At 68.1% G+C, this 22,381-nt stretch carries 21 protein-coding genes; 11 read left to right on the top strand and 10 right to left on the bottom strand.

The window, feature by feature from the left end:
* Nucleotides 1-48: 48 nt before the first annotated feature.
* A complete protein-coding gene (locus RN51_RS15180) occupies nucleotides 49-1,125 on the top strand; it encodes a DMT family transporter (RefSeq protein ID WP_045264874.1) in 1,077 nt (358 codons plus the stop codon).
* A 42-nt stretch (nucleotides 1,126-1,167) separates the two neighbouring features.
* On the opposite strand, the gene pgl is transcribed toward RN51_RS15180, so the two are convergent.
* Genes pgl through tkt form a run of 6 tightly spaced genes read right to left on the bottom strand, consistent with a single transcriptional unit; the run spans nucleotide 1,168 to nucleotide 9,281 of the window.
* A complete protein-coding gene (gene pgl, locus RN51_RS15175; RefSeq protein WP_045264933.1) occupies nucleotides 1,168-1,947 on the bottom strand; it encodes a 6-phosphogluconolactonase in 780 nt (259 codons plus the stop codon).
* A 5-nt stretch (nucleotides 1,948-1,952) separates the two neighbouring features.
* Nucleotides 1,953-2,888, bottom strand: coding sequence for a glucose-6-phosphate dehydrogenase assembly protein OpcA (locus RN51_RS15170; RefSeq protein WP_045264873.1), 936 nt, complete (start codon nucleotides 2,886-2,888; stop codon nucleotides 1,953-1,955).
* A complete protein-coding gene (zwf, locus tag RN51_RS15165; RefSeq protein ID WP_045264872.1) occupies nucleotides 2,885-4,435 on the bottom strand; it encodes a glucose-6-phosphate dehydrogenase in 1,551 nt (516 codons plus the stop codon). Before zwf ends, RN51_RS15170 begins: the two co-directional genes overlap by 4 nt.
* 21 nt (nucleotides 4,436-4,456) lie before the next feature.
* Nucleotides 4,457-6,064: a glucose-6-phosphate isomerase gene (locus RN51_RS15160; RefSeq protein WP_045264871.1), complete on the bottom strand. Its 1,608-nt coding sequence runs from the start codon at nucleotides 6,062-6,064 to the stop codon at nucleotides 4,457-4,459.
* Nucleotides 6,061-7,173, bottom strand: a complete 1,113-nt coding sequence (gene tal / locus RN51_RS15155; RefSeq protein WP_045264870.1) for a transaldolase — start codon at nucleotides 7,171-7,173, stop codon at nucleotides 6,061-6,063. The genes RN51_RS15160 and tal overlap by 4 nt, the downstream gene beginning before the upstream one ends.
* The gene (gene tkt, locus RN51_RS15150) at nucleotides 7,170-9,281 is read right to left on the bottom strand and encodes a transketolase (RefSeq protein WP_045264932.1); all 2,112 of its coding nucleotides are present in this window, start codon (nucleotides 9,279-9,281) and stop codon (nucleotides 7,170-7,172) included. The genes tal and tkt overlap by 4 nt, the downstream gene beginning before the upstream one ends.
* Before the next feature lie 203 nt (nucleotides 9,282-9,484).
* On the opposite strand from tkt, the gene RN51_RS15145 reads away from it, so the two are divergent.
* Nucleotides 9,485-10,405, top strand: a complete 921-nt coding sequence (locus RN51_RS15145; protein WP_419865801.1) for a heme o synthase — start codon at nucleotides 9,485-9,487, stop codon at nucleotides 10,403-10,405.
* 90 nt (nucleotides 10,406-10,495) lie between these two features.
* On the opposite strand, the gene RN51_RS15140 is transcribed toward RN51_RS15145, so the two are convergent.
* Both RN51_RS15140 and RN51_RS15135 read right to left on the bottom strand, forming a co-directional pair.
* Complete coding sequence (locus RN51_RS15140) at nucleotides 10,496-10,981, bottom strand: hypothetical protein (RefSeq protein WP_045264868.1); 486 nt, start codon at nucleotides 10,979-10,981, stop codon at nucleotides 10,496-10,498.
* Nucleotides 10,982-11,048: 67 nt separating this feature from the next.
* Nucleotides 11,049-12,155 carry a COX15/CtaA family protein gene (locus RN51_RS15135; RefSeq protein ID WP_045264867.1) on the bottom strand — a complete coding sequence of 369 codons (1,107 nt, stop codon included), beginning with the start codon at nucleotides 12,153-12,155 and terminating at the stop codon, nucleotides 11,049-11,051.
* A 233-nt stretch (nucleotides 12,156-12,388) separates the two neighbouring features.
* Here RN51_RS15135 and sufB point away from each other — a divergent pair, with 233 nt between their 5' ends.
* The 7 genes from sufB (at nucleotide 12,389) to RN51_RS15100 (ending at nucleotide 19,055) form a co-directional block, all read left to right on the top strand.
* On the top strand, nucleotides 12,389-13,807 hold the full coding sequence (gene sufB / locus RN51_RS15130) for a Fe-S cluster assembly protein SufB (protein ID WP_045264866.1): 1,419 nt from the start codon (nucleotides 12,389-12,391) through the stop codon (nucleotides 13,805-13,807).
* Entirely contained in the window at nucleotides 13,808-15,007 is a 1,200-nt protein-coding gene (gene sufD, locus RN51_RS15125) for a Fe-S cluster assembly protein SufD (RefSeq protein ID WP_045264865.1), read from the top strand.
* On the top strand, nucleotides 15,004-15,330 hold the full coding sequence (locus RN51_RS15120; protein ID WP_045264864.1) for a non-heme iron oxygenase ferredoxin subunit: 327 nt from the start codon (nucleotides 15,004-15,006) through the stop codon (nucleotides 15,328-15,330). The genes sufD and RN51_RS15120 overlap by 4 nt, the downstream gene beginning before the upstream one ends.
* 3 nt (nucleotides 15,331-15,333) lie before the next feature.
* A complete protein-coding gene (gene sufC / locus RN51_RS15115) occupies nucleotides 15,334-16,104 on the top strand; it encodes a Fe-S cluster assembly ATPase SufC (protein WP_045264863.1) in 771 nt (256 codons plus the stop codon).
* Between the two features lie 9 nt (nucleotides 16,105-16,113).
* Nucleotides 16,114-16,443, top strand: coding sequence for a metal-sulfur cluster assembly factor (locus tag RN51_RS15110; protein WP_021200756.1), 330 nt, complete (start codon nucleotides 16,114-16,116; stop codon nucleotides 16,441-16,443).
* Nucleotides 16,444-16,533: 90 nt separating this feature from the next.
* Entirely contained in the window at nucleotides 16,534-17,688 is a 1,155-nt protein-coding gene (locus RN51_RS15105; protein ID WP_045264862.1) for a MalY/PatB family protein, read from the top strand.
* Complete coding sequence (locus tag RN51_RS15100) at nucleotides 17,685-19,055, top strand: MFS transporter (RefSeq protein WP_045264861.1); 1,371 nt, start codon at nucleotides 17,685-17,687, stop codon at nucleotides 19,053-19,055. Before RN51_RS15105 ends, RN51_RS15100 begins: the two co-directional genes overlap by 4 nt.
* On the opposite strand, the gene RN51_RS15095 is transcribed toward RN51_RS15100, so the two are convergent.
* Nucleotides 19,018-19,605: a TetR family transcriptional regulator gene (locus RN51_RS15095; protein ID WP_045264860.1), complete on the bottom strand. Its 588-nt coding sequence runs from the start codon at nucleotides 19,603-19,605 to the stop codon at nucleotides 19,018-19,020. The two genes, RN51_RS15100 and RN51_RS15095, sit on opposite strands and share 38 nt — an antisense overlap.
* 79 nt (nucleotides 19,606-19,684) lie before the next feature.
* On the opposite strand from RN51_RS15095, the gene RN51_RS15090 reads away from it, so the two are divergent.
* Both RN51_RS15090 and RN51_RS15085 read left to right on the top strand, forming a co-directional pair.
* Entirely contained in the window at nucleotides 19,685-20,383 is a 699-nt protein-coding gene (locus RN51_RS15090; protein ID WP_082066614.1) for an energy-coupling factor ABC transporter ATP-binding protein, read from the top strand.
* Entirely contained in the window at nucleotides 20,380-20,973 is a 594-nt protein-coding gene (locus RN51_RS15085) for a CbiQ family ECF transporter T component (protein ID WP_045264859.1), read from the top strand. Before RN51_RS15090 ends, RN51_RS15085 begins: the two co-directional genes overlap by 4 nt.
* Nucleotide 20,974: 1 nt before the next feature.
* Here the strand turns inward: RN51_RS15085 and RN51_RS15080 are convergent, their stop codons facing one another.
* On the bottom strand, nucleotides 20,975-22,300 hold the full coding sequence (locus RN51_RS15080; protein WP_052674746.1) for an acyltransferase family protein: 1,326 nt from the start codon (nucleotides 22,298-22,300) through the stop codon (nucleotides 20,975-20,977).
* Nucleotides 22,301-22,381 lie beyond the last annotated feature (81 nt).

Genomic DNA, 22,381 nt, shown 5'->3' with positions numbered 1-22,381 from the left:
TCGGCGGTGCTCGCCAGGTAGTGTCGTACTGTGAATGCTGGGGTGTGGATGAATGCGGTCGAGGACGTCGGTGATCAGCTCGTCGGTGCGTTCCAGAACCCCGGTCTGTTGCTCGGCATCCCTCTCGCCCTCGCCGGCGCCGTGTTCATGTCGCTCGGTGCCCAGTATCAGCACCGCGGCGTCGAGAAGGTCGAACGGCTCAGCGGAGCCACCGGTGCCTCGGGCTTGAGCTTCGACCAGCTCAAGCGTCTCCTGACTCGGCCGTCGTGGCTGATCGGCACGCTCATGCTCGGCCTCGCCGTCATCTGTCAGCTCGCCGCTCTCGTGCAGGCACCGCTGATCGTGGTCCAGCCGCTCGGAGCGATCGCGCTCGTGATCACGACGCTGCTCAACGCAAGGATCTCCGGCCACTCGCCCACACGACAGTCGTTGACCGCCATCGTCTGCTGCGTCGGCGGCATCTTCCTCTTCGTCTTCTTCGCTGCGATCTACGCGACCGAGCAAGAGGTGACCGACCGCGAGCTCTTCACCATCCTGGCGCTTCTGCTCGCCGTCATCATCGTCCTCGGAGCGTGCTGGCTGATCCTCCGTCGCCGGATGCGTGCGCTGTTCTACGTGATCGGCGCCGGTATCCTCTACGGGTTCGTCGCGACCCTCGCCAAGGTCGTCATCAAGCGCATCGAGGCCGGCCAGTTCGAGTGGATCACGGCCATCTGCGTGCTCGCTCTCGTCTCGGCAGCAGCCGTCGGCGCGTACTTCGTGCAGACCGCCTACAGCTCCGGCCCTCCCGATCTCGTGATTGCGGGCCTCACCGTGGTCGACCCCCTCGTCGCGGTGCTCATCGGAATGGTCGTGCTCGGCGAGGCCGCCGCCGCACCGTGGTGGGTGCTCGTGATCTTCGCCGTGGCCGGCGGGATCGCCGTGTGGGGCGTCGTCGGACTCGCTCGATACCATCCTCAGGTACTGAGCGACAGCCAGGACCTCGGGATCCCGCGCGGCAGCACACCGACCGGAGCGGGGGACGCGACGACCTCGCCGTCGGCGACGGACGCTCCGGAGCGCAGCGACGGGTCGGCCGGCCCCGGCACGGCATCCCGGCGCGACGGGTCGCCTGAGCGCCCCTGATCCACCGGGATCCTCCGGGACCTCGGTCCGTTCTCGCTGGATTCAGTAGGCCTGGTCGATCAGGTCGACGGAGACCTCGGAGGCGGCAGCGTCGTCCACGAAGAACACCGTGCGCTTGCGGCCCTTCGCACCGGCGGCGGGGACACTCGTGTAGCTGGCGCCCGCGAGAGCGAGTCCCAGGGCCGAGGCCTTGTCCGCGCCGGTCAGCACGAGCCACACGCGCTTCGACGAATTGAGCACTGGGCGGGTCAGGGTGACGCGCTCCGGCGGCGGCTTCGGGGAGTCGCGCACGGCGAGCACAGCGGCGTGCGTCACCGTGACCTCTTCGCGATCAGGGAAGAGAGAGGCGATGTGACCGTCGGGGCCGACACCGAGGAAGCACACGGCGAACGAGGGCCAGGCGTGTTCCTCGCTGCGGAACCGTGCGAGCTCGTCGGCGTATGCTGCCGCGGCCTCGTCGAGGGTCAGTCCGCTCTCGGGGCCGGCGACCTCGTGCACGTTCTCCGCGGGCACCGGGATGTGGTCGAGCAGAGCCTGACGCGACTGCAGTGAGTTGCGGTCGGCATCGTCGCGCGGGACGAAACGCTCATCCCCCCACCAGAAGTGCACGAGCGACCAGTCGATGTCGCCCACTCGCGGGTGTTCGGCAGCGGCACGCAGCACTGCTCCACCCATCGATCCTCCCGTGAGGGCGATGTGCGCGATGCGACCGTTGCGTGTGCGTGCTCGCACCCGCGTCAGGAATCGGTCGGCCACGCGGGTGGCGAGGGCAGCGGGGGTGGCTTCCACCACCACCCGCTTCTCTGCGGACGATGTCGTCATCGACGTCACTCTCCAGTCTCGGGCGGACCCAGCTTCTCCCAGCCCTCGGTGATCACTCGACCGTACAGGACGTCGGGATCGAGCCGACGCAGCTCCTCTGCGAGGCACTCGCGAAGCGTGCGGCGGGGGAGGTGCAGGTCGTGGTTCGGCTGCCCGGGCTGCGTGAGCACGGCGACTCCCGGCGTCGGACGCTCCAGGAGGATGTCTCCGGACTCGCGCGTCAGGCGCACCGACTTGATGCCCTCCGCCCAGCGGTCGGGGTCTTCGTACGACCACTGCACGGGCACGTCGAGGGCCATCTGCAGCCAGGCGGCCAGCAGGGCGGTGGAGGGCGAGGCCGAAGCTCCGCGCACCTCGACGCCGGTGATCGGCTCGTACGGCGGCTGGTCGAGCACGGCGGCGAGCTGCTCGCGCCAGTGGGTCAGTCGCGTCCACGCCAGGTCGGTGTCGCCGGGGGCGTGGGTCTCACCGAGAAGGGCGAGCCGGTCGCGGACATCGTTCGCCGTCGCAGCATCGGTGATCCGGCGCTGAGCGATCTTGCCGAGCGGGGACTGCGCAGGGGCGGCAGGCGCGGACTCGGGCCACCAGGCGACCACCGGAGCGTCGGGCAGCAGCAGGCCCGTGATCAGGCTCTCCTCATTGCTGGCGGCGTCTCCGAAGGCGCGGAGGACGACGACCTCGCTCGCACCGGCGTCTCCGCCGACGCGGATCTGCGCGTCGAGCCGCGAGTCGCCCTCACCGGTCGTGATCACGATCACGCGCATCGGGTGCTCTCGCGAGGCGTCGTTCGCAGCATCGATCGCGGCCTCGGCCACGCCGTTGCGGGCGGCGATCACGAGGGTGAGCACGCGCCCGAGTGCGACGGCTCCGCCCTCTTCGCGCACCTTGACCAGCTGCTTCGCGACCTGGCTGACGGTCGTGTCGGGAAGGTCGATGATCACGGGCGTCTCCAGACTCGTCCATCGCGGGCCAGCAGGTCGTCGGCGGATGCCGGACCCCACGAGCCGGGCGCATACTGCTCCACGGGGCCGCCTTCGGCCGCCCAGTACTTCTCCACCGGGTCGAGGATCTTCCAGGAGAGCTCGACCTCCTCGTGCCGGGGGAACAGCGGCGGGTCGCCCAGGAGGACGTCGAGGATCAGGCGTTCGTAGGCCTCGGGGCTCGCCTCGGTGAAGGCGTGGCCGTAGCCGAAGTCCATCGTCACGTCGCGGACGTTGGAGCCGCTGCCCGGCACCTTCGATCCGAAGCGGATCGTGACGCCCTCATCCGGCTGGACGCGGATGACGAGTGCGTTCTGGCCGAGCTCGGAGGCGTTGCCGCGGCCGAAGAGATGCTGAGGAGCGCGCTTGAAGACCACGGCGATCTCTGTCACACGGCGTCCGAGGCGCTTTCCCGTGCGCAGGTAGAAGGGCACGTCCGCCCAGCGGCGCGTGTCGATCTCGAGCTTGATCGCAGCGTACGTCTCCGTGGTCGACTCGGGGTTCATCCCCTCCTCTTCCAGGAAGCCGGTGACCTTCTCGCCGCCCTGCCATCCGCCCGCGTACTGACCGCGGGCGGTCGCGAGGGAAAGGTCGTCCGGCACGTGCACGGCCGCGAGGACCTTCTCCTTCTCCGCGCGCAGGTGCTCCGCTGACAGGCTGATCGGCTCTTCCATCGCGGTCAGAGCCAACAGCTGCAGCAGGTGGTTCTGGATCACGTCGCGTGCCGCGCCGATGCCGTCGTAGTAGCCGGCACGCCCGCCGACGCCGATGTCCTCGGCCATCGTGATCTGCACGTGGTCGACGTAGTTGCGGTTCCAGATCGGCTCGTACAGCTCGTTGGCGAAGCGCAGGGCCAGGATGTTCTGGACCGTCTCCTTGCCGAGGTAGTGGTCGATGCGGAAGATCGAGTCGGCAGGGAAGGCCACCTCGAGAGCGGCGTTCAGTGCCCGTGCGGACTCGAGGTCGTGTCCGAAGGGCTTCTCGATCACGACGCGACGCCAGCGCTCGTCGTCGTCGCTGTTCTCGCCGACGAGACCGGACTCCTTGAGCTGCTTCGCGACCAGCGGGAAGTCCTTCGGCGGGATCGACAGGTAGAACGCGTGGTTGCCCATCGTCCCCCGTTCGACGTCGAGCTTCTCGATGGTGTCGCGCAGCTTGCGGAAGGAGTCCGGGTTGTCGAACTCACCCGAGACGAAGCGGATGCCCTGCAGCAGCTGGGTCCACGTCTCCTCGCGGAACGGCGTGCGTGCATGCTCCTTCACGGCGTCGTAGACGACCTGGGCGAAGTCCTGGTCCTCCCAGTCGCGTCGGGCGAAACCCACCAGGGCGAACCCGGGAGGGAGCAGACCGCGGTTGGCGAGGTCGTAGACCGCGGGCATCAGCTTCTTGCGTGAGAGGTCTCCGGTGACGCCGAAGATCACGAGGGCGCTGGGCCCCGCGATCCTGTTGAGACGGCGGTCATCGGGGTCACGCAGCGGGTTGTGCCCGCGCGAGATGGGAACAGACATCGGTGGGGGATTCTCCTGCTGTTACTTCTGTGCGGCTTCGAAGAGGGCGAGCACGTCGTCCGAGGACTCGGTGATCGTCAGCGTGACGACGGGACGTCCGTGCTCGGCGAGCACGGCTGCGTCACCCGCGGCCTGCGCTTGGATGAGCTGCCCGAAGGTGAAGGGGCGGTCCGGGATCTCCAGGTCGACCTCGGTGCGCTCCAGGATCTGCACGAAGACGCCCTGGGCGGGGCCGCCCTTGTGATACTGCCCTGTCGAGTGCAGGAAGCGGGGTCCCCACCCGAACGTGGTCGGGCGTCCGGAGTCTGCGGCGACGAGTTCACGCAGGCCCTGGAGCTGCGGGACCTCGAGACGGTTGACGTAGGCCTGGATGGACACGTAGCCGTCGGCGGGGAGCTGGGCCCAGAGCGCGTCCAGCACGCCTTCGACCGTGCCAGACGCGGCGAGGGCGGGGTCGGAGACCCGGACCTCCACGCCGTTCTCGACGAACGCCGGCGCCGTGGGCTCGGGGCGTGCATCGAGCAGACCTCGGGCGGCGACCTTGGCCGACTCCACGTCGGGCTGATCGAACGGGTTGATGTGCAGCAGGTGTCCGGCGATCGCGGTCGCGTACTCCCAGACGATGAGCTGGGCGCCCAGTGTCCCGCTGACGAGGATCTCGCCCTCATGACGCTCGTGGAGATGGAACTCGTTGGCGTCGTCGACCAGCCGCACGATCTGCAGGTCGGCCGGCACGGGGTCGAGCTCGGGGGAGACGGGGAGCAGGACCACGGGGAGGATCCCGGTGCCCTCCTTGCCGGTCGACTCCGCGATGAGCTGCTCGATCCAGTCGGGCAGGCCCTTGATGTGCGTGCCGTCGGTGATCAGTCCGAGCTTGTCGCGTCGCGGGGTGGTGGCCGCGATCGCCGCGCCCAGGCGAAGGGCGGGGTTCTCGGCCGAGTCGACGGCGACCTCGAGCAGCGAGGCCTCCGCTTCGTTGAGCAGCTCGTCGATGTCGACACCGGCGAGCCCGGAGGGCACCAGGCCGAAAGCGGTGAGAGCCGAGTAGCGTCCGCCGACGTTCGGATCCGCGTTGAAGACGCGGTATCCTGCCTCGCGGGCGGACGCGTCGAGCGGCGAACCGGGATCGGTGACGACCACGATGCGCTCGACGGGGTCGATGCCGAGATCGCGGAACGCGGCTTCGAAGGTGCGGCGCTGGGAGTCGGTCTCGACGGTCGAGCCCGACTTCGACGACACGACCAGCACCGTGTCCGCGAGCCCTTCGTCGAGGGCGGCGAGCACCTGGCCGGGAGCGGTCGAGTCCAGGATCGTCAGCGGCACGCCCGCCGTCTGCGCGATCACCTCGGGCGCGAGCGAGGAACCGCCCATGCCTGCCAGCACGACCCGGGTGACACCCTTGGCGTTGAGATCGGCGCGCAGAGCGACGATCTCGGCGACGAGCGGACGCGAGACCGATACGGCCTCCACCCAGCCGAGTCGGACGGAGGCCTCGGCTTCCGCCGCGGGGCCCCAGAGGGTTGCGTCGCCACTGGTGATGCGGGAGGCGACGAGGTCGTGGACGAGGGCGGGGACCGTCTCGTCGATCGCGGCGCGCGCGGCACCCGACGTGTGGATCGAGAAGGTCATCGCTGCGACTCCAGTGCCTCGGTGACCTGCGTGAGCAGGTCGTGCCAGGAATCGATGAACTTCGCGACCCCCTCGTCCTCGAGCACCTGGGTCACATCGGTGAAGTCGATGCCGAGTTCGCTGATTCCCGCGAAGACGGCGCGTGCGTCCTCGTAGCCGCCGGTGATGGTGTCACCGGTGATGACACCGTGGTCGAAGGTGGCATCGAGCGTCTTCTCGGGCATGGTGTTGACGACACCCTGGGCGACGAGCTCGGTGACGTAGAGGGTGTCGGGAAGTGCCGGGTCCTTGACCCCGGTCGACGCCCACAGCGGTCGCTGCAGGTTCGCCCCCGCCTCGATCAGCGCCGTGGCGCGGTCGCCGGCGAACGTCTTCTCGAACAGCTCATAGGCGAGGCGGGCGTTGGCGAGACCGGCCTTGCTCTTGAGGGCTTCCGCCTCGGGAGTGCCGATCGCGGTGAGGCGCTTGTCGGTCTCGGTGTCGACGCGCGACACGAAGAACGACGCGACCGAGTGGATCGTCGACAGGTCGATGCCCGCAGCCTTCGCGGTCTCGAGGCCGGTCAGGTACGCCTCGATGACCTCGGCGTAGCGCTCGAGGCTGAAGATCAGCGTGACGTTGACACTGATGCCGGCGCCGATCGCCTCGGCGATGGCCGGGAGCCCCGCCTTCGTCGCGGGGATCTTGACGAGGAGGTTGGGGCGGTCGATCTTGGCCCACAGCTCCTTCGCCTGCGCAACGGTACCGGCGGTGTCGTGAGCGAGGTCGGGGGAGACCTCGATCGAGACACGGCCGTCGACGTGGTCGGAGGCCTCCCAGACGGGGCGGAACACGTCGAGTGCTGCGGCGACATCCTGCGTGGTGGCGGCGAAGACCGCCTCCTCGGCGGTCGCACCGGAGGCTGCGAGCTCGGTGACCTGCGCGTCGTAGGACGTGTCGTTCTTGTCGGTGATCGCGTTGGCGAAGATCGTCGGGTTCGTGGTGACCCCGACGACGTTGCGCGAAGAGATCAGCTCGGCGAGGTTGCCCGAGGAGATGCGGGTGCGGGAGAGGTCATCGAGCCAGATGCTGACGCCGGCGGCGGCGAGCTGTGCGGTGGGGGTGCTCATGCGTTCTCCTTGGTGCTGTTTGCCGCGATGGTCTCGCGGGCGGCCGCGATGACGGCCTCGGTGGTGATGCCGAACTTCTCGAAGAGGGTCTTGTAGTCGGCGGAGGCGCCGAAGTGGTCGATGCCGACCGAGCGGCCGCGGTCGCCCACGATGCCGCGCCAGCTGAGCACGGAGCCCGCCTCGACGGACACGCGGGCGGTGATGGCTGCCGGGAGCACGCTCTCGCGGTACTCGGCGTCCTGCTCGTCGAACCACTCCAGCGACGGAGCGGACACCACGCGCACGTTCACGCCTTCGGCGGCGAGGGCCTCGCGGGCGTTGACCGCCAACTGCACCTCGGAGCCCGTGGCGACGATGATGACGTCGGGGGTGCCGTTCGGAGCCTCTGCCAGGACGTAGGCGCCCTTGGCAGCGTTGTCCGCGGAGGCGAACGTGTCGCCGGAGGCCGCGCCGTCGCCGCGCTCGAACACCGGGATGTTCTGTCGGGTCAGCGCGATACCGGCCGGGCCCTCGTGACGACGGAGGATCTCCAACCAGGTCGCAGCGGTCTCGTTCGCGTCAGCCGGGCGCACGACCGTGAAGTTCGGGATCGCACGAAGAGTGGCGAGCTGCTCGATCGGCTGGTGGGTGGGGCCGTCCTCACCGAGTGCGACCGAGTCGTGGGTCCAGACGAAGATGCTGGGCACGTTCATGAGCGCTGCCAGACGAACGGGCGGACGCATGTAGTCGCTGAAGATGAGGAAGGTTCCGCCGAACGCGCGAGTGGGGCCGTGCAGCACGATGCCGTTGACGATGGCGCCCATGGCGTGCTCGCGGATGCCGAAGTGCAGCACACGACCGTAGGGGTTGCCCGACCACTCGTGCGTCGACCACTCGGCCGGGATGAACGACGGGGCGTCCTTGATCGTGGTGAGGTTCGACTCGGCGAGGTCCGCCGAACCGCCCCACAGCTCGGGGAGCTCTGCGGCGAGGGCGTTGATGACCTGACCGGACGCGGCGCGGGTCGAGACCTCCTTGCCTGCCTCGAACACGGGGAGCGCGCTGGTGATGTCGGCGGGGAGCTCGTGTGCCTCGAGACGGTCGAGAAGAGCCTTCTTCTCCGGGTTCGCTGCAGCCCATGCGTCGAAGGACTCCTGCCAGGACGCACGCACCTCGGCCGCACGGGCGGCGAGTCCGCGAGTGTGCTCGATCACGTCGTCCGCGACCGCGAAGTGCTCCTCGGGATCGAAGCCGAGGACCTTCTTGGTCGCGGCGAGCTCATCCGCACCGAGGGCGGATCCGTGGATCTTCCCGGAGTTCTGCTTGCCGGGCGACGGCCAGCCGATGATCGTCTTGAGGATGATCAGCGAGGGCTTCGACGTCTCGCCCTTCGCAGCCTCGATCGCCGCGTAGAGCTCGGCGACGTCCTCGACGTACTCGCCGGACTTCTTCCAGTCGACGACCTGTACCTGCCAGCCGTAGGCCTCGTAGCGCGCGGCGACGTCCTCGGTGAAAGCGACGTTCGTGTCGTCTTCGATGGAGATCTGGTTGGAGTCGTAGATCGCGATCAGGTTGCCGAGCTGCTGGTGTCCCGCGAGCGAGGAGGCCTCGCTGGTCACGCCCTCCTGCAGGTCGCCGTCGCCGGCGATCACGTACACGAAGTGGTCGAACGGGCTCGTTCCCTCCGCTGCCTCGGGGTCGAAGAGGCCGCGCTCGTACCGGGCGGCGTAGGCGAAGCCCACGGCGGAGGCCAGACCCTGCCCGAGAGGACCGGTGGTGATCTCGACGCCCTTGGTGTGGCCGTACTCGGGGTGGCCGGGGGTGAGGGAGCCCCAGGTACGGAGGGCCTTGAGGTCGTCGAGCTCGAGACCGAAGCCGCCGAGGTACAGCTCGACGTATTGGGTGAGCGACGAGTGACCGGCGGAGAGGATGAACCGGTCGCGTCCGAGCCAGTCGACGTCGGTCGGGTCATGGCGCAGCACACGCTGGTAGAGGAGATAGGCGGCCGGAGCGAGGCTCATCGCCGTGCCGGGGTGACCGTTACCGACCTTCTCGACGGCATCGGCCGCCAGGATTCGTGCGGTGTCCACCGCGCGTCGATCGATCTCATCCCACTGCAATTCCGACACGTTCATGCCCTTTCCGACAGTTTCGAGGGCGCCCGTATTCCCTGGCAGTCCCGCATCATCACGGTGAGGTGCACATCGCCGGGCGCGCGAGTGGTTTCAGCATAGCGGTGACGTGCCTCGCGCTACGCGGGCCCGCGAGCCGGAACACGTCATCCCGTGTCATACACTGGAGAGGTTGTCCGGTCACACGTGCGGAGGAGGCGATCGAGATCTCGACGATGTCTGATCAGACCGTGAGGAAGTCGTCCATCGGTCGCACGGTGAAGGCCTACGTCACCCTGACCAAGCCGCGTGTCCTCGAGCTTCTGCTCGTGTCGACCGTGCCGGTGATGTTCCTGGCCCAAGGAGGCATGCCGAACCTGTGGCTCGTGCTGGCCACCGTCATCGGCGGCTCGCTGAGCGCTGGTTCCGCCGCATCCTTCAACATGTACCTCGATCGCGACATCGATGCGCACATGCACCGCACCGAGAACCGTCCGCTCGTCACGGGCGAGGTCAGTCCCCGCGGCGCGCTGATCTTCTCCTGGACGCTGGCGATCGCTTCCACGGTGTGGCTCCTGCTCACGACTAACTGGCTCACCGCTGCGCTGTCGGCGACCGCCATCTTCTTCTACGTCGTGATCTACACGATGATCCTCAAGCGCCGCACAGAGCAGAACATCATCTGGGGTGGCATCGCGGGCTGCTTCCCGGTGCTGATCGGCTGGTCCGCCGTCACGGGTTCGCTCGACTGGCCGGCCTTCATCCTCTTCCTCCTGGTCTTCCTCTGGACGCCGCCGCACTACTGGCCGCTGTCGATGAAGTACAAGGACGACTACGAAGACGTCGACGTGCCCATGCTCGGTGTCACGCGCAACGCCTCCCAGGTCGGTCTGCAGGTGATCCTCTACGCGTGGGCCACGGTCGCCTGCTCGCTCCTCCTGGTGCCGATCGCGGGAATGGGGCTCGTGTACACGGTCTCCGCTGCGGTGTTCGGCGGATGGTTCATCTATGAGTCGCACCGCCTCTACAACCGTGCCGTGCACGGGACCGAGCCGCGTCCGATGCGCGTGTTCCACGCCTCCATCACGTATCTGACGCTGATCTTCGTGGCGGTCGCGGTCGACCCGCTGCTTCCGTTCTGACCGGAACCGCAAGACGACGGAGCGGCGCCGAGGATTTCCTCGGCGCCGCTCCGTCGTGTTGTACCGGCGATCAGCCTGAGCTGAAGCGGGTCAGCGGGTGATCGACGGCGATTCGTCGGCGTCGTCCGCGCGTGCCCCGTCGTGCGTGACCGCGGCCGCCGCATCGTCGGAGTCAGCTGTGGCGTCCGTCGCGGTGACGACGGCGGGGGAGGTGTCGCTCGCCGTCGTGGCGAGGGGAGCGTCCGAGTCCGCGACAGGCGCGTGCGTCTGCTCGGGAGCGGCGGTCCAATCGATCGCTTCGACGACCGCGGTGGCGGGCGCCGGAACGAGTGCGCGGGCGGCGACGAGACCGAGCGTGAGCAGGATGCCGACGATTCCGGCGGCGAGCACCCCGGCACCCACGACGACGAGAGACTGGCCGACGTAGACCTCGACGCCGGTGGCGGTGCCATCGAGCAGCGTGGTCGTCATCGTGGCGATCTGACCGGAGATCAGCCAGGCACCGACGGCTGTCGTGGCGAGGGAGACGATCAGCAGCAGCCAGAAGCCGATGCTTCGTGTGAGTGACTTGTTCATGACGCCCACTCTTGCGGATACGGTGATGAGCCCGCGATGTGGAAGCTATGAGTGAACTGTGTGGCGATCAGTCCTCGACGGCGACAGTGCGCTTCAGATGCAGCACGACCACCGTGTAGGTGGCGGCCGAGAGGGATGCCAGCACCATGTGGATCCCGACGAGCAGCGGGGGGAGCCCCTCCCGGGCCTGCCACACCCCGACACCGACCTGCACGAGGATCGCGAACACGAGCACGAGCAGCCAGCGGCGGGGTTCCAGACGCTGCACCCAGGCGGCGACCGTCAGGAAGACGACCAGGGCGGCGAGGATGTAGCCGGGCCAGGAGTGCACATGGGCGAGGACGGTCGCGTCGAAGCCGTGGCGCAGCACGTCGGCGTCTCCGGAGTGCGGTCCCGATCCCGTCGTGAGCACCCCGAAGACGATCGTGACGGCCAGTGCGAGGCCCGTCACGTGCGTCACCGCCGCGAACCACGTGGGCACGGCGCGCTCCCTGGGTCCCTCGGGCGTCCTGAGGCGCACCAGGAAGGCCGCGGTGATGCAGACGAGGAGCAGCGACGAGGTGTAGTGGAACCCGACGATGAACGGGTTGAGTCCGGTGAGGACCGTGATGCCGCCGACGAGGGCCTGCGCCACCACTCCGATCAGCACGAGCCATGCGAGGAGGACGAGGTCCCGTCTGGCGGGAGTCGTGCGCACGGAACGGACGGCCGCCGCGATGACGGCGATCAGCAGCACGCCGAGGGCGATCGGCGAGGCCGGGAAATGCAGGGGAGCGGCGATGGCGAACGCGGCGACGGCTGCGACGATCCCGCCCAACGCGAACCAGAGCGAGGTGACGAGACCGCGCCTCCCGGTGAACAGGTGCAGCACCAGCAGCACCACGACGAGGGCGATGATGCCGACCACCCCGGTCATGAGGCGGTTGCCGAACTCGATGATGCCGTGGATGCCCTGCACCTCGAGGATCGGGACCAGCGAGTCCGGGGTGCACAGCGGCCAGTCCGAGCAGCCGAGGCCCGAGCCCGTGAGGCGCACGGCCCCACCTGTGCCGATGATGATCGTCTCGCTGAGGAACGACAACCACGCGAAGACGGTCAACGCACGCCCCCAGGACGCGGAGCGAGGGACGGTCCCTCGCGTCGTCGAGGTGGCGGGGATCAACGTCTCGGGCATAAGTCCTCCGGACCGCACGGGACGCGGCGGGCATGGCCCGTCCGTCAGGCGGAACCTGTAGAATCGGATTGTTGCGATGAGCGCTGACAGCGCTGAAGCATCGTCAACAGTTTAGGCGCGATGGAAGCGCCGGTGATGAGGGCCCACCAACGGCACCCGCTCCCGCAGACTCGACGGGGATCAGGTGTGTCGGGGCGGATGACACCGTTTGGGACCTGTGAGGAGAGTGTTGGATGTCGGATGTGCTGATCGACCGCCCGGAGCTTGACGGTCTGGGGGTGTACGAATTCGGCTGGCACGATGAGGATGCTGCGGGTGCCGTCGCGAAACGCGGTATCTCGGAGGAAGTGGTCCGCGGTATCTCGGCCCTCAAGAACGAGCCGGAATGGATGCTGAAGACCCGTCTCAAGGGCTACCAGCTCTTCGGGCGCAAGCCGATGCCGACGTGGGGCGCCGACCTCAGCGACATCGACTTCGACAACATCAAGTACTTCGTCCGCTCCACCGAGAAGCAGGCGCAGAGCTGGGAAGACCTCCCGGAGGAGATCCGCGAGACCTACGAGCGTCTCGGCATCCCCGAGGCCGAGCGTCAGCGCCTGGTCGCCGGCGTCGCCGCGCAGTACGAGTCCGAGGTCGTGTACCACCAGATCCGTGAGGACCTGGAGCAGCAGGGCGTCATCTTCATGGACACCGACACCGCGCTGCGCGAGCACCCCGAGTTCTTCGAGGAGTACTTCGGCACGGTCATCCCCGCCGGTGACAACAAGTTCGCCGCGCTGAACACCGCCGTCTGGTCGGGCGGCTCGTTCGTCTACGTCCCCAAGGGCGTGCACGTCGAGATCCCGCTGCAGGCCTACTTCCGCATCAACACCGAGAACATGGGCCAGTTCGAGCGGACCCTGATCATCGCCGACGAGGACAGCTACGTCCACTACATCGAAGGCTGCACGGCTCCGATCTACAAGTCGGACTCCCTGCACTCGGCCGTCGTCGAGATCATCGTCAAGAAGAACGCCCGCGTGCGCTACACGACGATCCAGAACTGGTCGAACAACGTCTACAACCTGGTCACCAAGCGGGCCGTGGCCTACGAGGGCGCGACCATGGAGTGGGTCGACGGCAACATCGGCTCCAAGGTGACGATGAAGTACCCGTCGATCTACCTGATGGGCGAGCACGCCAAGGGCGAGACCCTGTCCGTCGCTTTCGCCGGTCCCGGTCAGCACCAGGACGCCGGCGCGAAGATGATCCACATGGCGCCGTACACGCAGTCGTCGATCGTCTCGAAGTCGATCGCCCGTGGCGGTGGCCGTGCCGGCTACCGCGGCGAGGTCCGTGTCGACGCCGCTGCCCACCACTCCGCGAACACGGTCCGGTGCGACGCGCTGCTCGTGGACACCAAGTCGCGCTCCGACACGTACCCGGCGATCGACATCCGCGTCGACGACGTCCAGCTGGGTCACGAGGCCACGGTCTCGAAGGTCAGCGAGGAGCAGCTCTTCTACCTGCAGTCCCGCGGCATGCCCGAGGACGAGGCGATGGCGATGATCGTGCGCGGCTTCATCGAGCCGATCGCGCGCGAGCTGCCGATGGAATACGCCATGGAACTGAACAAGCTCATCGAGATGGGCATGGAAGGATCGGTCGGCTAAATGGCGGCCTCGACGACAGCGCCCAGTGAGGCGCAGCACACGAACGCGCACATCGATCCCGCCGCTCAGGTGGCGGACGCCGGATTCGTCCCGGTGCAGACCCGCTCCGAGCGTCCGCACTCGTTCGACCCGGACGACTTCGGAGCCCCGACCGGGCGCGAGGTCAACTGGAAGCACACGCCGGTCGCGAAGCTCGGCGGGCTCTTCGCCGACGAGCCCGGTGACGACGATGCCGTGACCTACGATCTCGACGCGGTCGAGGCGTTCCTCGAGCCGTCGGAGGAGGGCCCGTACGGGGAGTTCTTCCGCCCCGAGGACCTCCCCAGCGCTCTGGCGTGGAAGCGCGGACCGCGCGGCCTGCACATCCAGCTTCCGGCTGAGGCAGAGCTCGACGAGCCGATCACCGTCCCGATCAAGGGCACGAGTGCCGACAAGCGTGCGTTCGGACAGATCCTCATCGAGGCGCAGCCGCACTCGCGGGGGACCATCGTGCTCGACCACTCGGGTTCCGCGCAGTACGCGCAGAACGTCGAGATCATCGTCCGCGACGGTGCGAGCCTCACGGTCATCAGCCTGCAGCGCTGGGATGACGACGCGGTGCACGCCTCCGCGCACCAGGCCACGGTCGGGGCAGACGCCACCCTGAAGCACTTCGTCATCAGCTTCGGCGGCGGCGTCGTGCGCGTGAACCCGAGCGTCGAGCTCACGGGCGCCGGGTCGGAGGGGTACCTCTATGGCCTGTCCTACGCCGACGGCGGTCAGCACCTGGAGAGCCAGGTCTACCTGCACCACAAGGGTGCGCACACGAAGGGCGATGTCCTCTACAAGGGTGCGCTCCAGGGCGAGGGCGCGCACAGCGTCTGGATCGGCGACGTGCTGATCGGCGCGGACGCCACCGGCACCGACTCCTACGAGGCGAACCGCAACCTGGTGCTGACCGAGGGTGCACGAGCCGACTCGATCCCGAACCTCGAGATCGAGACCGGCGACATCCTGGGTGCCGGACACGCGAGCGCCACCGGACGCTTCGACGACGAGCAGCTGTTCTACCTGCAGGCGCGCGGTATCACCGAGGAGGAGGCGCGACGCCTGGTCGTGCTCGGATTCCTCACCGACATCGTGCAGCGCCTCGGCATCCCCGCCCTCGAGACCGAGTTGCTGGCGGCCATCGAGGCGGAGCTCGCCGAGGTGAGCGCATGACCGCCGAGCGCGTCTGCGGCGTCTCCGACCTGGAACAGGACACGCCGCTGCGCGTGGACCCGAGCGGCGTACCTATCACGGTGATCAAGGACGGCGATGGAGTGATCCACGCCATCGGCGACACCTGCACCCACGGCGACATCTCGCTGTCCGAGGGCTTCGTGGAAGGGGACACCGTCGAGTGCTGGGCGCACGGCTCCGCGTTCTCGCTCCTCACCGGCAAGCCCCAGAATCTCCCCGCGTATGAGCCGGTACCGGTCTACGTCGTCCAGATCGACGGCGACGACGTGCTCATCGATCCGACTGTGATTAAGGAAGTCTGAAGAATGTCTGTTCTCGAGATCCGCGACCTGCATGTGACGGTCGAGACCGAGGCGGGAACCACCCCGATCCTCAACGGAATCAACCTCACCATGAACACGGGTGAGACCCACGCGATCATGGGCCCCAACGGCTCGGGCAAGTCGACGCTGGCGTACACGATCGCCGGTCACCCCAAGTACACGGTGACGTCGGGTTCCATCACGTTCGATGGTCAGGACGTGCTGGAGATGAGCGTCGACGAGCGCGCCCGTGCCGGACTCTTCCTCGCGATGCAGTACCCGGTCGAGATCCCCGGTGTGACGGTGACGAACTTCCTCCGCACGGCCAAGACCGCCCTCGACGGCGAGGCGCCGGCGATCCGTGGCTGGACCAAGGACGTCAAGGAGGCCATGTCGAACCTGCGCATGGACCCGAAGTTCGCGCAGCGCAACGTCAACGAGGGTTTCTCCGGTGGTGAGAAGAAGCGCCACGAGATCCTGCAGCTCGAGGTGCTGAAGCCGAAGTTCGCCGTGCTCGACGAGACCGACTCCGGTCTCGATGTCGATGCGCTCAAGATCGTCTCCGAGGGCGTGAACCGCGCCAAGGAGGCCACGGGCCTCGGCGTGCTGCTCATCACGCACTACACGCGCATCCTCCGTTACATCCGCCCCGACTACGTGCACGTGGTCGTCGCGGGCAAGATCGTCGAAGAGGGTGGCCCCGAACTCGCGGACCGGCTGGAGAACGAGGGATACGACCGTTTCCTCGACCCTGCAGCCCCCATCGAGGCGTAGGCTGATCGCATGACAGCGACCCTGACGGACGAGAAGTACGACGCGGTCACCGAGGCTCTCAAGGACGTCATGGACCCCGAGCTCGGGATCAACGTCGTCGACCTCGGCCTCATCTACGACCTCGCCTGGGATGACGAGAACGATGCTCTCGTCATCCACATGACGCTGACCAGCGCGGGCTGCCCGCTCACCGACGTGCTCGAGGACCAGACCGCCCAGGCGCTGGACAGCGTGGTCGACCGCTTCCGGATCAACTGGGTCTGGATGCCACCGTGGGGTCCGGAGCGGATCACCGACGACGGGCGCGACATGATGCGTGCTCTCGGATTCGCGATCTGACGGCAAGAACTCAGGCAGGACGAAGCGGGCGCGATCACGCGCCCGCTTCGCTGACTCCGCACCGATGCGGAGCGAGATTCGGGAGAACGAATGCTTCAGGTGAGAGCCCTGTCCTTGACCGAGCTCCGCGAGCGGACGAGTGAGAAGTGGCGGGAGTACCCGCCGGATGTGCTTCCGCTGTTCGTCGCCGAGACGGACTTCCCGCTCGCTCCCGCCATCACGGCGACGCTGCAGCGCGCGGTGGAGATCGGCGACACCGGCTACATGGCGTCGAAGACCCCTCTCGCCGTGGCCTTCGCGGGATTCGCGTCGCGACGCTACGGTTGGGAGCCCGATCCGGCGCGGATCCGCAGCACGGCGGATGTGAGCATGGGGATCGTCGAGATCCTGCGCCGTGTCACGCAGCCGGGGGAGCGCGTGGTCGTGACGCCGCCGGTCTATCCGCCCTTCTACGATCTGGTCGCAGAAGCCGGTGCAGAGGTGGAACGGGTTCCTCTCCGCGATACCGGAACCCGGTGGGAGCTGGATCTCGACGGGATCCGCGCTGCTTTCGAAGACGGTGCGACGGCCATCCTGCTCTGCAACCCGCACAACCCCACAGGGACGGTGCACGACCGCGACAGCCTCGCCGCCCTCGCGGAACTCGCCGATGAGTTCGGCGTCGCGGTGGTGTCGGACGAGATCCACGCCCCGCTCGCGCAGCCGGGCACCGGATTCACGCCGTTCCTCGCCGTGAGCGATGCGGCGCAGCGGGTGGGGTACGCACTCGTGAGTGCGAGCAAGGCGTTCAATCTCGCCGGACTCAAGTGCGCCCTCATGGTCACCGCGGATGACGAGACGAGCGCCGTGGTGCGCGGACTTCCCGTCGAGGTCGAATGGCGCACCGGGCAGTTCGGGCTGCTGGCCGCTGTCGCCGCGTTCTCGGAGGAGAGCGACGAGTGGCTCGACGGGTTGCTGCGCACTCTCGATGAGAACCGGGTGCTGCTCGAGGACCTGCTCGCGGCCCACCTCCCCGGAGCGCGGTACCGCATCCCTGATGCCGGCTACCTGGCGTGGATCGACCTCACGGCATTGGAGTGGGGCGACAACCCGGCCAGACGGATCCTGAAGGATGCCAAGGTCGCCCTGCACTTCGGACCCGCCTTCGGGGCAGAGGGCGCGGGCCACGTGCGGTTGAACTTCGGCACCAGTCCGGAGATCCTCACCGAGGCCATCGAGCGCATCGCGTCGCTCGTCGGCCGATGACCGCCCAGGCCGACGCCGCGACGATCTGGGATCGCCACCGCATCTGGGTGACCCTCGGAGCGGTCGCTCTGATCTTCCTCGCGGCGATCGAGGCTCTCGCCGTCACGACCGTGATGCCCATCGTCAGCGAGGCTCTCGATGGGGAGGCTCTGTTCGCCGTCGCCTTCGCCGGGACGCTGGCCACGAGTGTGATCGGCATGGTCGCGACCGGGGCGTGGTCGGACGCCCGGGGTCCTCGCGGTGCTCTGTACGTCGCGGTGTCGCTCTTCATCATCGGTCTGCTGATCTCGGGCTTCGCCGTCACGATGCACCAGTTCCTGATCGGCCGGCTGGTGCAGGGGCTCGGGACGGGCGGACAGACGGTCGCGCTGTATGTCGTGGTCGCGCGGCTGTATCCACCCCACCTGCACGGGCGCATCTTCGCCGCCTTCGCCGCAGCCTGGGTCGTGCCGTCGATGGTCGGGCCCTTCCTGGCGGGAGCCGTCGCCGAGTACCTTGACTGGCGCTGGGCCTTCCTCGGCGTGGCGGTGCTCACGGCTTCGGCCTTCCTCATGATCGCGGTCCGCCTCCGTGGAGTCGACCTCGGGCAGGGGGAGCCGCAGGATCGCAGGGCTCTGGTCGTCCGGCTGCTGCTCGCGGTGGTCGTCGCGGTGCTCGCGGTCGTGGTCGGCTTCTCGGCCGAGATGGAGCCGTCGATCGGGTGGCCCGTCGCGATCGGAGCCGTGCTGGCGATCGGCTTCGCTGTGCTGCCGCTGTTGCCGCCGCGCACGCTTCGAGCCGGACCGGGGCTGCCGAGCGTCGTGCTGATGCGCGGCATCGTCGCGGGGGCGTTCTTCGCCGCCGAGGCCTACATCCCGTACCTGCTCATGAGGAAGTTCGACTTCTCTGCGACTTGGGCCGGTATCGCGCTGATGCTGGCGGCGCTGGCGTGGGCGGGGGCTTCAGCCCTGCAGGGCCGGTTCGGAGAGCGTCTGGGCAACCACCGCATCACCGCGATCAGCCTGAGTGCGCTGCTGATCGCGCTGGTGTGCGTGCTCCTCGCCGCGGTGTTCGACGTCTCGCCCGTCGTGGTGGTCGTCGGGTGGGCGTTCGCGGGCGGAGGCATGGGATTGCTCTACCCGCGCCTCACGGTGCTGACGCTCGCATACTCCAACGAGACCAACCAGGGGTTCAACTCGTCAGCGCTGTCGATCTCGGATGCGTCCGGATCGGCCGTTGCCATCGCCCTCGCGGGTCTCGGAGTGGCGACGCTCGGTGGCGAGGCCGGGGCGTTCAGCGCGGTCTTCGCGTTCTGCATCGCCCTCGTGGTCGTGGCTGTGGTGCCCGGGCTCAGGCTCGGGCACGCGGCGGAGTCTCCGGCGACCTGAGCGCTCCTGCGAGAGCGCCGACCCCGAGGTCGAAGACGCGGTCGAGTCCGGCGGTGACATCGACGTCCGCGTCCGCCGGGAGGGCACCGTGGCTGTCGGCGTGCATGCGCTGCTGCACGAGGGTTGCGTGTCCCAGGACGAAGTGCAGGATCGCGGCGCCCCGATCGTCGGCGTCCGATGCACCCTGCGCGCGCAGCGCGTCGACCAGAGCGTTCTGCGCGGTGGAGGAGCCGAGCTGCAGCGCGTAGGTGCTGAGGACGAGTTCTGCCCCGTCGCGATAGGCGAACAGGGCATCGCGGATGCCGCGCGCCGTATCGATGATGTCGGTTCCGCCGCGAGGGATCGACGCGGTGATCCGGTCGGCGAGCTCGGCGAGCAGCTCCTGCTTGTTCGCGAAGTGCCAGTAGAGCGCGCTCGGCTGCACGTCGAGTCCCGCGGCGATACGTCGCATCGAGAGGTCGGCGAGCCCGACCTCATCGAGCAGGGCGAGTGCCTTGCGTGCCACGCTGTCGCGGTCGTGCCTGGCGGCCTGATTGGGCTCGGGACTCATGCTCCGATTATAGTGAACGACGTTCAGGTGAACACTGTTCAGGTGAGCACTGTTCAGATGATGCCGAGAGGAAACAGTCGTGACGAGTTCCGTGCCGGTCGGCTTCGCTCCGATCTCGCTCGACCGGGTGTCGGTGGAACTCGATGGTCGCACCGTGCTGCGCGAGGTCAGCGTCGACCTGACCGCGGGGACGACCGCCGTGATCGGGGCCAACGGCTCGGGCAAGTCGACATTCGCACGACTGCTGAACGGCCTCATCGTTCCTCGAGACGGCACGGTGTCGGTCCACGGGCTCGACACCGTTCGCGAGCGCGCCGCGGTGCGCAGGCTCGTGGGGTTCGTGTTCACCAATCCGGACGCGCAGATACTCATGCCGACGCCCGCCGAAGACCTTGCGTTGTCGCTGCGCGGACTCTCGAAGACCGAAGTGGCCGAACGCGTGCAGGAAGCGCTCGAGGTGCACGGGTTGGCGGAGCACGCCGACGTCGCGGCATCCGCGCTGTCCGGTGGGCAGAAGCAGATGCTCGCTCTGGCGTCGGTGCTGATCTCCGATCCACGCATCGTCGTCGCCGATGAGCCGACGACCCTGTTGGATCTGCGCAACTCCCGTCGCATCGCCGAACTGCTGCTCGGGCTTCCGGCACAGGTCGTGCTCGTGACACACGACCTCGAACTGGCTTCGCGCTGCGACACAGCTCTGCTCTTCGACGACGGACGGATCGTGGCCTCGGGTCCGCCGTCGCAGGTGATCGCTGCGTATCAGCAGGCGTGTGCATGATCGCGCTGTATCACCCCGGAACGGGGATCGTGCACCGGGCGCCGGCCGCGCTCAAGCTCGGGCTACTGGCCGTCGGGGCCCTCGTCCTGTCGCTGTATCCGCACGACGCGGTGAGCATCGCCGTCGCGCTCCTCGTGGTCGCGGGCCTCTACGTCGTGAGCGGGCTTGGGTTCCGTGTGCTCCTCGCCGAGATGTGGCGCCTGCGTTGGATCGTGATCGTGCTCGCCGCGGCCCTCCTGATCTTCGTCTCGCCCCAGGCCGCGTGGATCAGCACCGGGCGAGTGGTCGCTGTGCTCCTCCTGGCAGGTCTGCTCACTCTGACCACCCGGATGTCGGCACTGCTCGATGTCCTGCAGAACCTGCTGCGACCGGTGCGACGGCTCGGCGTCGATCCGGAGGAGGTGGCACTGACGATCTCCCTCACTCTCACGACCGTCCCGGTGATCGCAGGATTCGCCGCGCGCGTGCGGGAGGCGGAGCTGGCCCGCGACGCGCGACTCGGCATCCGCACGGTGGTGCCGCTGCTCGTGCTCGCGCTCAGGCACGCGGATGATGTCGGAGACGCGCTGGCGGCCAGGGGCCTCGGCTGACTCAGGCGGGAACGGGTGCGGCCGGGCCGGGAGCCTGTCGCTGCCGTGCCGACCGCGGCGCCGGGAGCGACGCCAGACGCAGGGAGGCCGCGATCAGCGCGAGTGCGATCAGCGCGGTGGCGACGGATGTGCCGAGCACCAGCAGCAGGACGATTCCGACCAGGCCGCTGAGTGCACTGCAGATGATGCGGCCGGGAGAAGCGGGCGAGGCGGGTGCGGGCTGTGATTCGAACCGTGTGAACGCGACGGCGACGACGGCTGTGAGAGCGAGCGCGACCGCGAGCCACAGCGGTCTTCCCGCCCACCACGCCGCGCTGTCCAACTCCGGGAGCGTGGTGCCGGAGAGGAGCGCGAACACGGCCGTCGACCCCGCCATGAACAGCAGCACGGGCATGTGCCACAGATAGATCGTCATCGTCCGCGCCGTCACGAAGGCGGTGAAGGCGGCAGCGCGCGAGCGCCGGCTGAACCGCTCCAGACGCGCGCGGTGCAGGGACAGCAGACTCGTGTGCACGACCCCCACGAGGAGGAGGGCGGCCGTGGGCGGATTGATGTTCGCGATGAGATCAGGCGAGTAGACACCGACGGCGAAGGCCACGATGAGCAGGATCAGGGCGGCGAGGCCTGCAGCGGCTCGGAGGCGTCGGCTGAGGCGCTCGATGCGTCCGTCGGCGAGGAAGAAGCCGAGCTGCTGGAGGGTCATCCAGACGAAGAGGAGGTTCAGGAAGCCCAAGCCCTGGATGCCGGAGACGCCTCGCACGACATCGACCGCGATCGCTGCAACCGCCAGAGCGCTGATCGTCCGCAGCGGGGCACGCTGGTGGGCGGCGGCGAAGAGGGGGAGAAGCGCCTGGCAGAGGAGGAAGACCCCGAGGAACCAGAGGGGCTGGCCATAACGGAAGCCTGCTGTCGCGATGAGGTCGGCCGGAACACCGGAGATCGTGAGCAGAGCCAGCGCGATACCCACGACCGCGATCGTCACTGTTGCAGGCCGCAGCAGCCGGTGTACGCGGCCGGCGACGAATCCGACCGCCGTCTCCCCGCGCATCCGCATCCGCTGATAGGCGAGGAACCCGGAGAATCCACCGATCACGAAGAACAGCGGCATCACCTGCAGAAGCCAGCTCAGCGGAGCGATCCACGCGGTGCCGTCGCTGGCGTTCTCGAAGATCGGACCGGAATCGCCGACAGTGACACCCACCATGATCGCGTGCAGCAGCACGACGCCGAGCACGCAGAGCGCCCGCAGGAAGTCGATGCCCGTGTCGCGGGATGTGCGCGGTCCTGTCGTGACGACGGCGGCGGGCGGTGCCTGGACGATGGCCATGAGTCCTCCTCGGAAGCGGTGTTCCAGGAGACTAGGGACGCGGTGTGGGCGGAGGCATCACCCTCGGGTGCCGTCGTGACC

Origin of the sequence: Microbacterium oxydans (assembly GCF_000956405.1) — a bacterium.
Lineage (GTDB): Bacteria > Actinomycetota > Actinomycetes > Actinomycetales > Microbacteriaceae > Microbacterium > Microbacterium oxydans_C.
This window is presented reverse-complemented; position numbering and strand designations above follow the sequence as displayed.

Excerpts from the sequence above, each read along its gene's own strand:
- RN51_RS15180 (WP_045264874.1), top strand. The coding sequence starts at position 49 with ATGAATGCGGTCGAGGACGTCGGTGATCAGCTCGTCGGTGCGTTCCAG.
- pgl (WP_045264933.1), bottom strand. The coding sequence starts at position 1,947 with ATGACGACATCGTCCGCAGAGAAGCGGGTGGTGGTGGAAGCCACCCCC.
- zwf (WP_045264872.1), bottom strand. The coding sequence starts at position 4,435 with ATGTCTGTTCCCATCTCGCGCGGGCACAACCCGCTGCGTGACCCCGAT.
- RN51_RS15160 (WP_045264871.1), bottom strand. The coding sequence starts at position 6,064 with ATGACCTTCTCGATCCACACGTCGGGTGCCGCGCGCGCCGCGATCGAC.
- tal (WP_045264870.1), bottom strand. The coding sequence starts at position 7,173 with ATGAGCACCCCCACCGCACAGCTCGCCGCCGCCGGCGTCAGCATCTGG.
- RN51_RS15140 (WP_045264868.1), bottom strand. The coding sequence starts at position 10,981 with ATGAACAAGTCACTCACACGAAGCATCGGCTTCTGGCTGCTGCTGATC.
- RN51_RS15135 (WP_045264867.1), bottom strand. The coding sequence starts at position 12,155 with ATGCCCGAGACGTTGATCCCCGCCACCTCGACGACGCGAGGGACCGTC.
- sufB (WP_045264866.1), top strand. The coding sequence starts at position 12,389 with ATGTCGGATGTGCTGATCGACCGCCCGGAGCTTGACGGTCTGGGGGTG.
- sufD (WP_045264865.1), top strand. The coding sequence starts at position 13,808 with ATGGCGGCCTCGACGACAGCGCCCAGTGAGGCGCAGCACACGAACGCG.
- RN51_RS15120 (WP_045264864.1), top strand. The coding sequence starts at position 15,004 with ATGACCGCCGAGCGCGTCTGCGGCGTCTCCGACCTGGAACAGGACACG.
- sufC (WP_045264863.1), top strand. The coding sequence starts at position 15,334 with ATGTCTGTTCTCGAGATCCGCGACCTGCATGTGACGGTCGAGACCGAG.
- RN51_RS15110 (WP_021200756.1), top strand. The coding sequence starts at position 16,114 with ATGACAGCGACCCTGACGGACGAGAAGTACGACGCGGTCACCGAGGCT.
- RN51_RS15105 (WP_045264862.1), top strand. The coding sequence starts at position 16,534 with ATGCTTCAGGTGAGAGCCCTGTCCTTGACCGAGCTCCGCGAGCGGACG.
- RN51_RS15100 (WP_045264861.1), top strand. The coding sequence starts at position 17,685 with ATGACCGCCCAGGCCGACGCCGCGACGATCTGGGATCGCCACCGCATC.
- RN51_RS15095 (WP_045264860.1), bottom strand. The coding sequence starts at position 19,605 with ATGAGTCCCGAGCCCAATCAGGCCGCCAGGCACGACCGCGACAGCGTG.
- RN51_RS15085 (WP_045264859.1), top strand. The coding sequence starts at position 20,380 with ATGATCGCGCTGTATCACCCCGGAACGGGGATCGTGCACCGGGCGCCG.
- RN51_RS15080 (WP_052674746.1), bottom strand. The coding sequence starts at position 22,300 with ATGGCCATCGTCCAGGCACCGCCCGCCGCCGTCGTCACGACAGGACCG.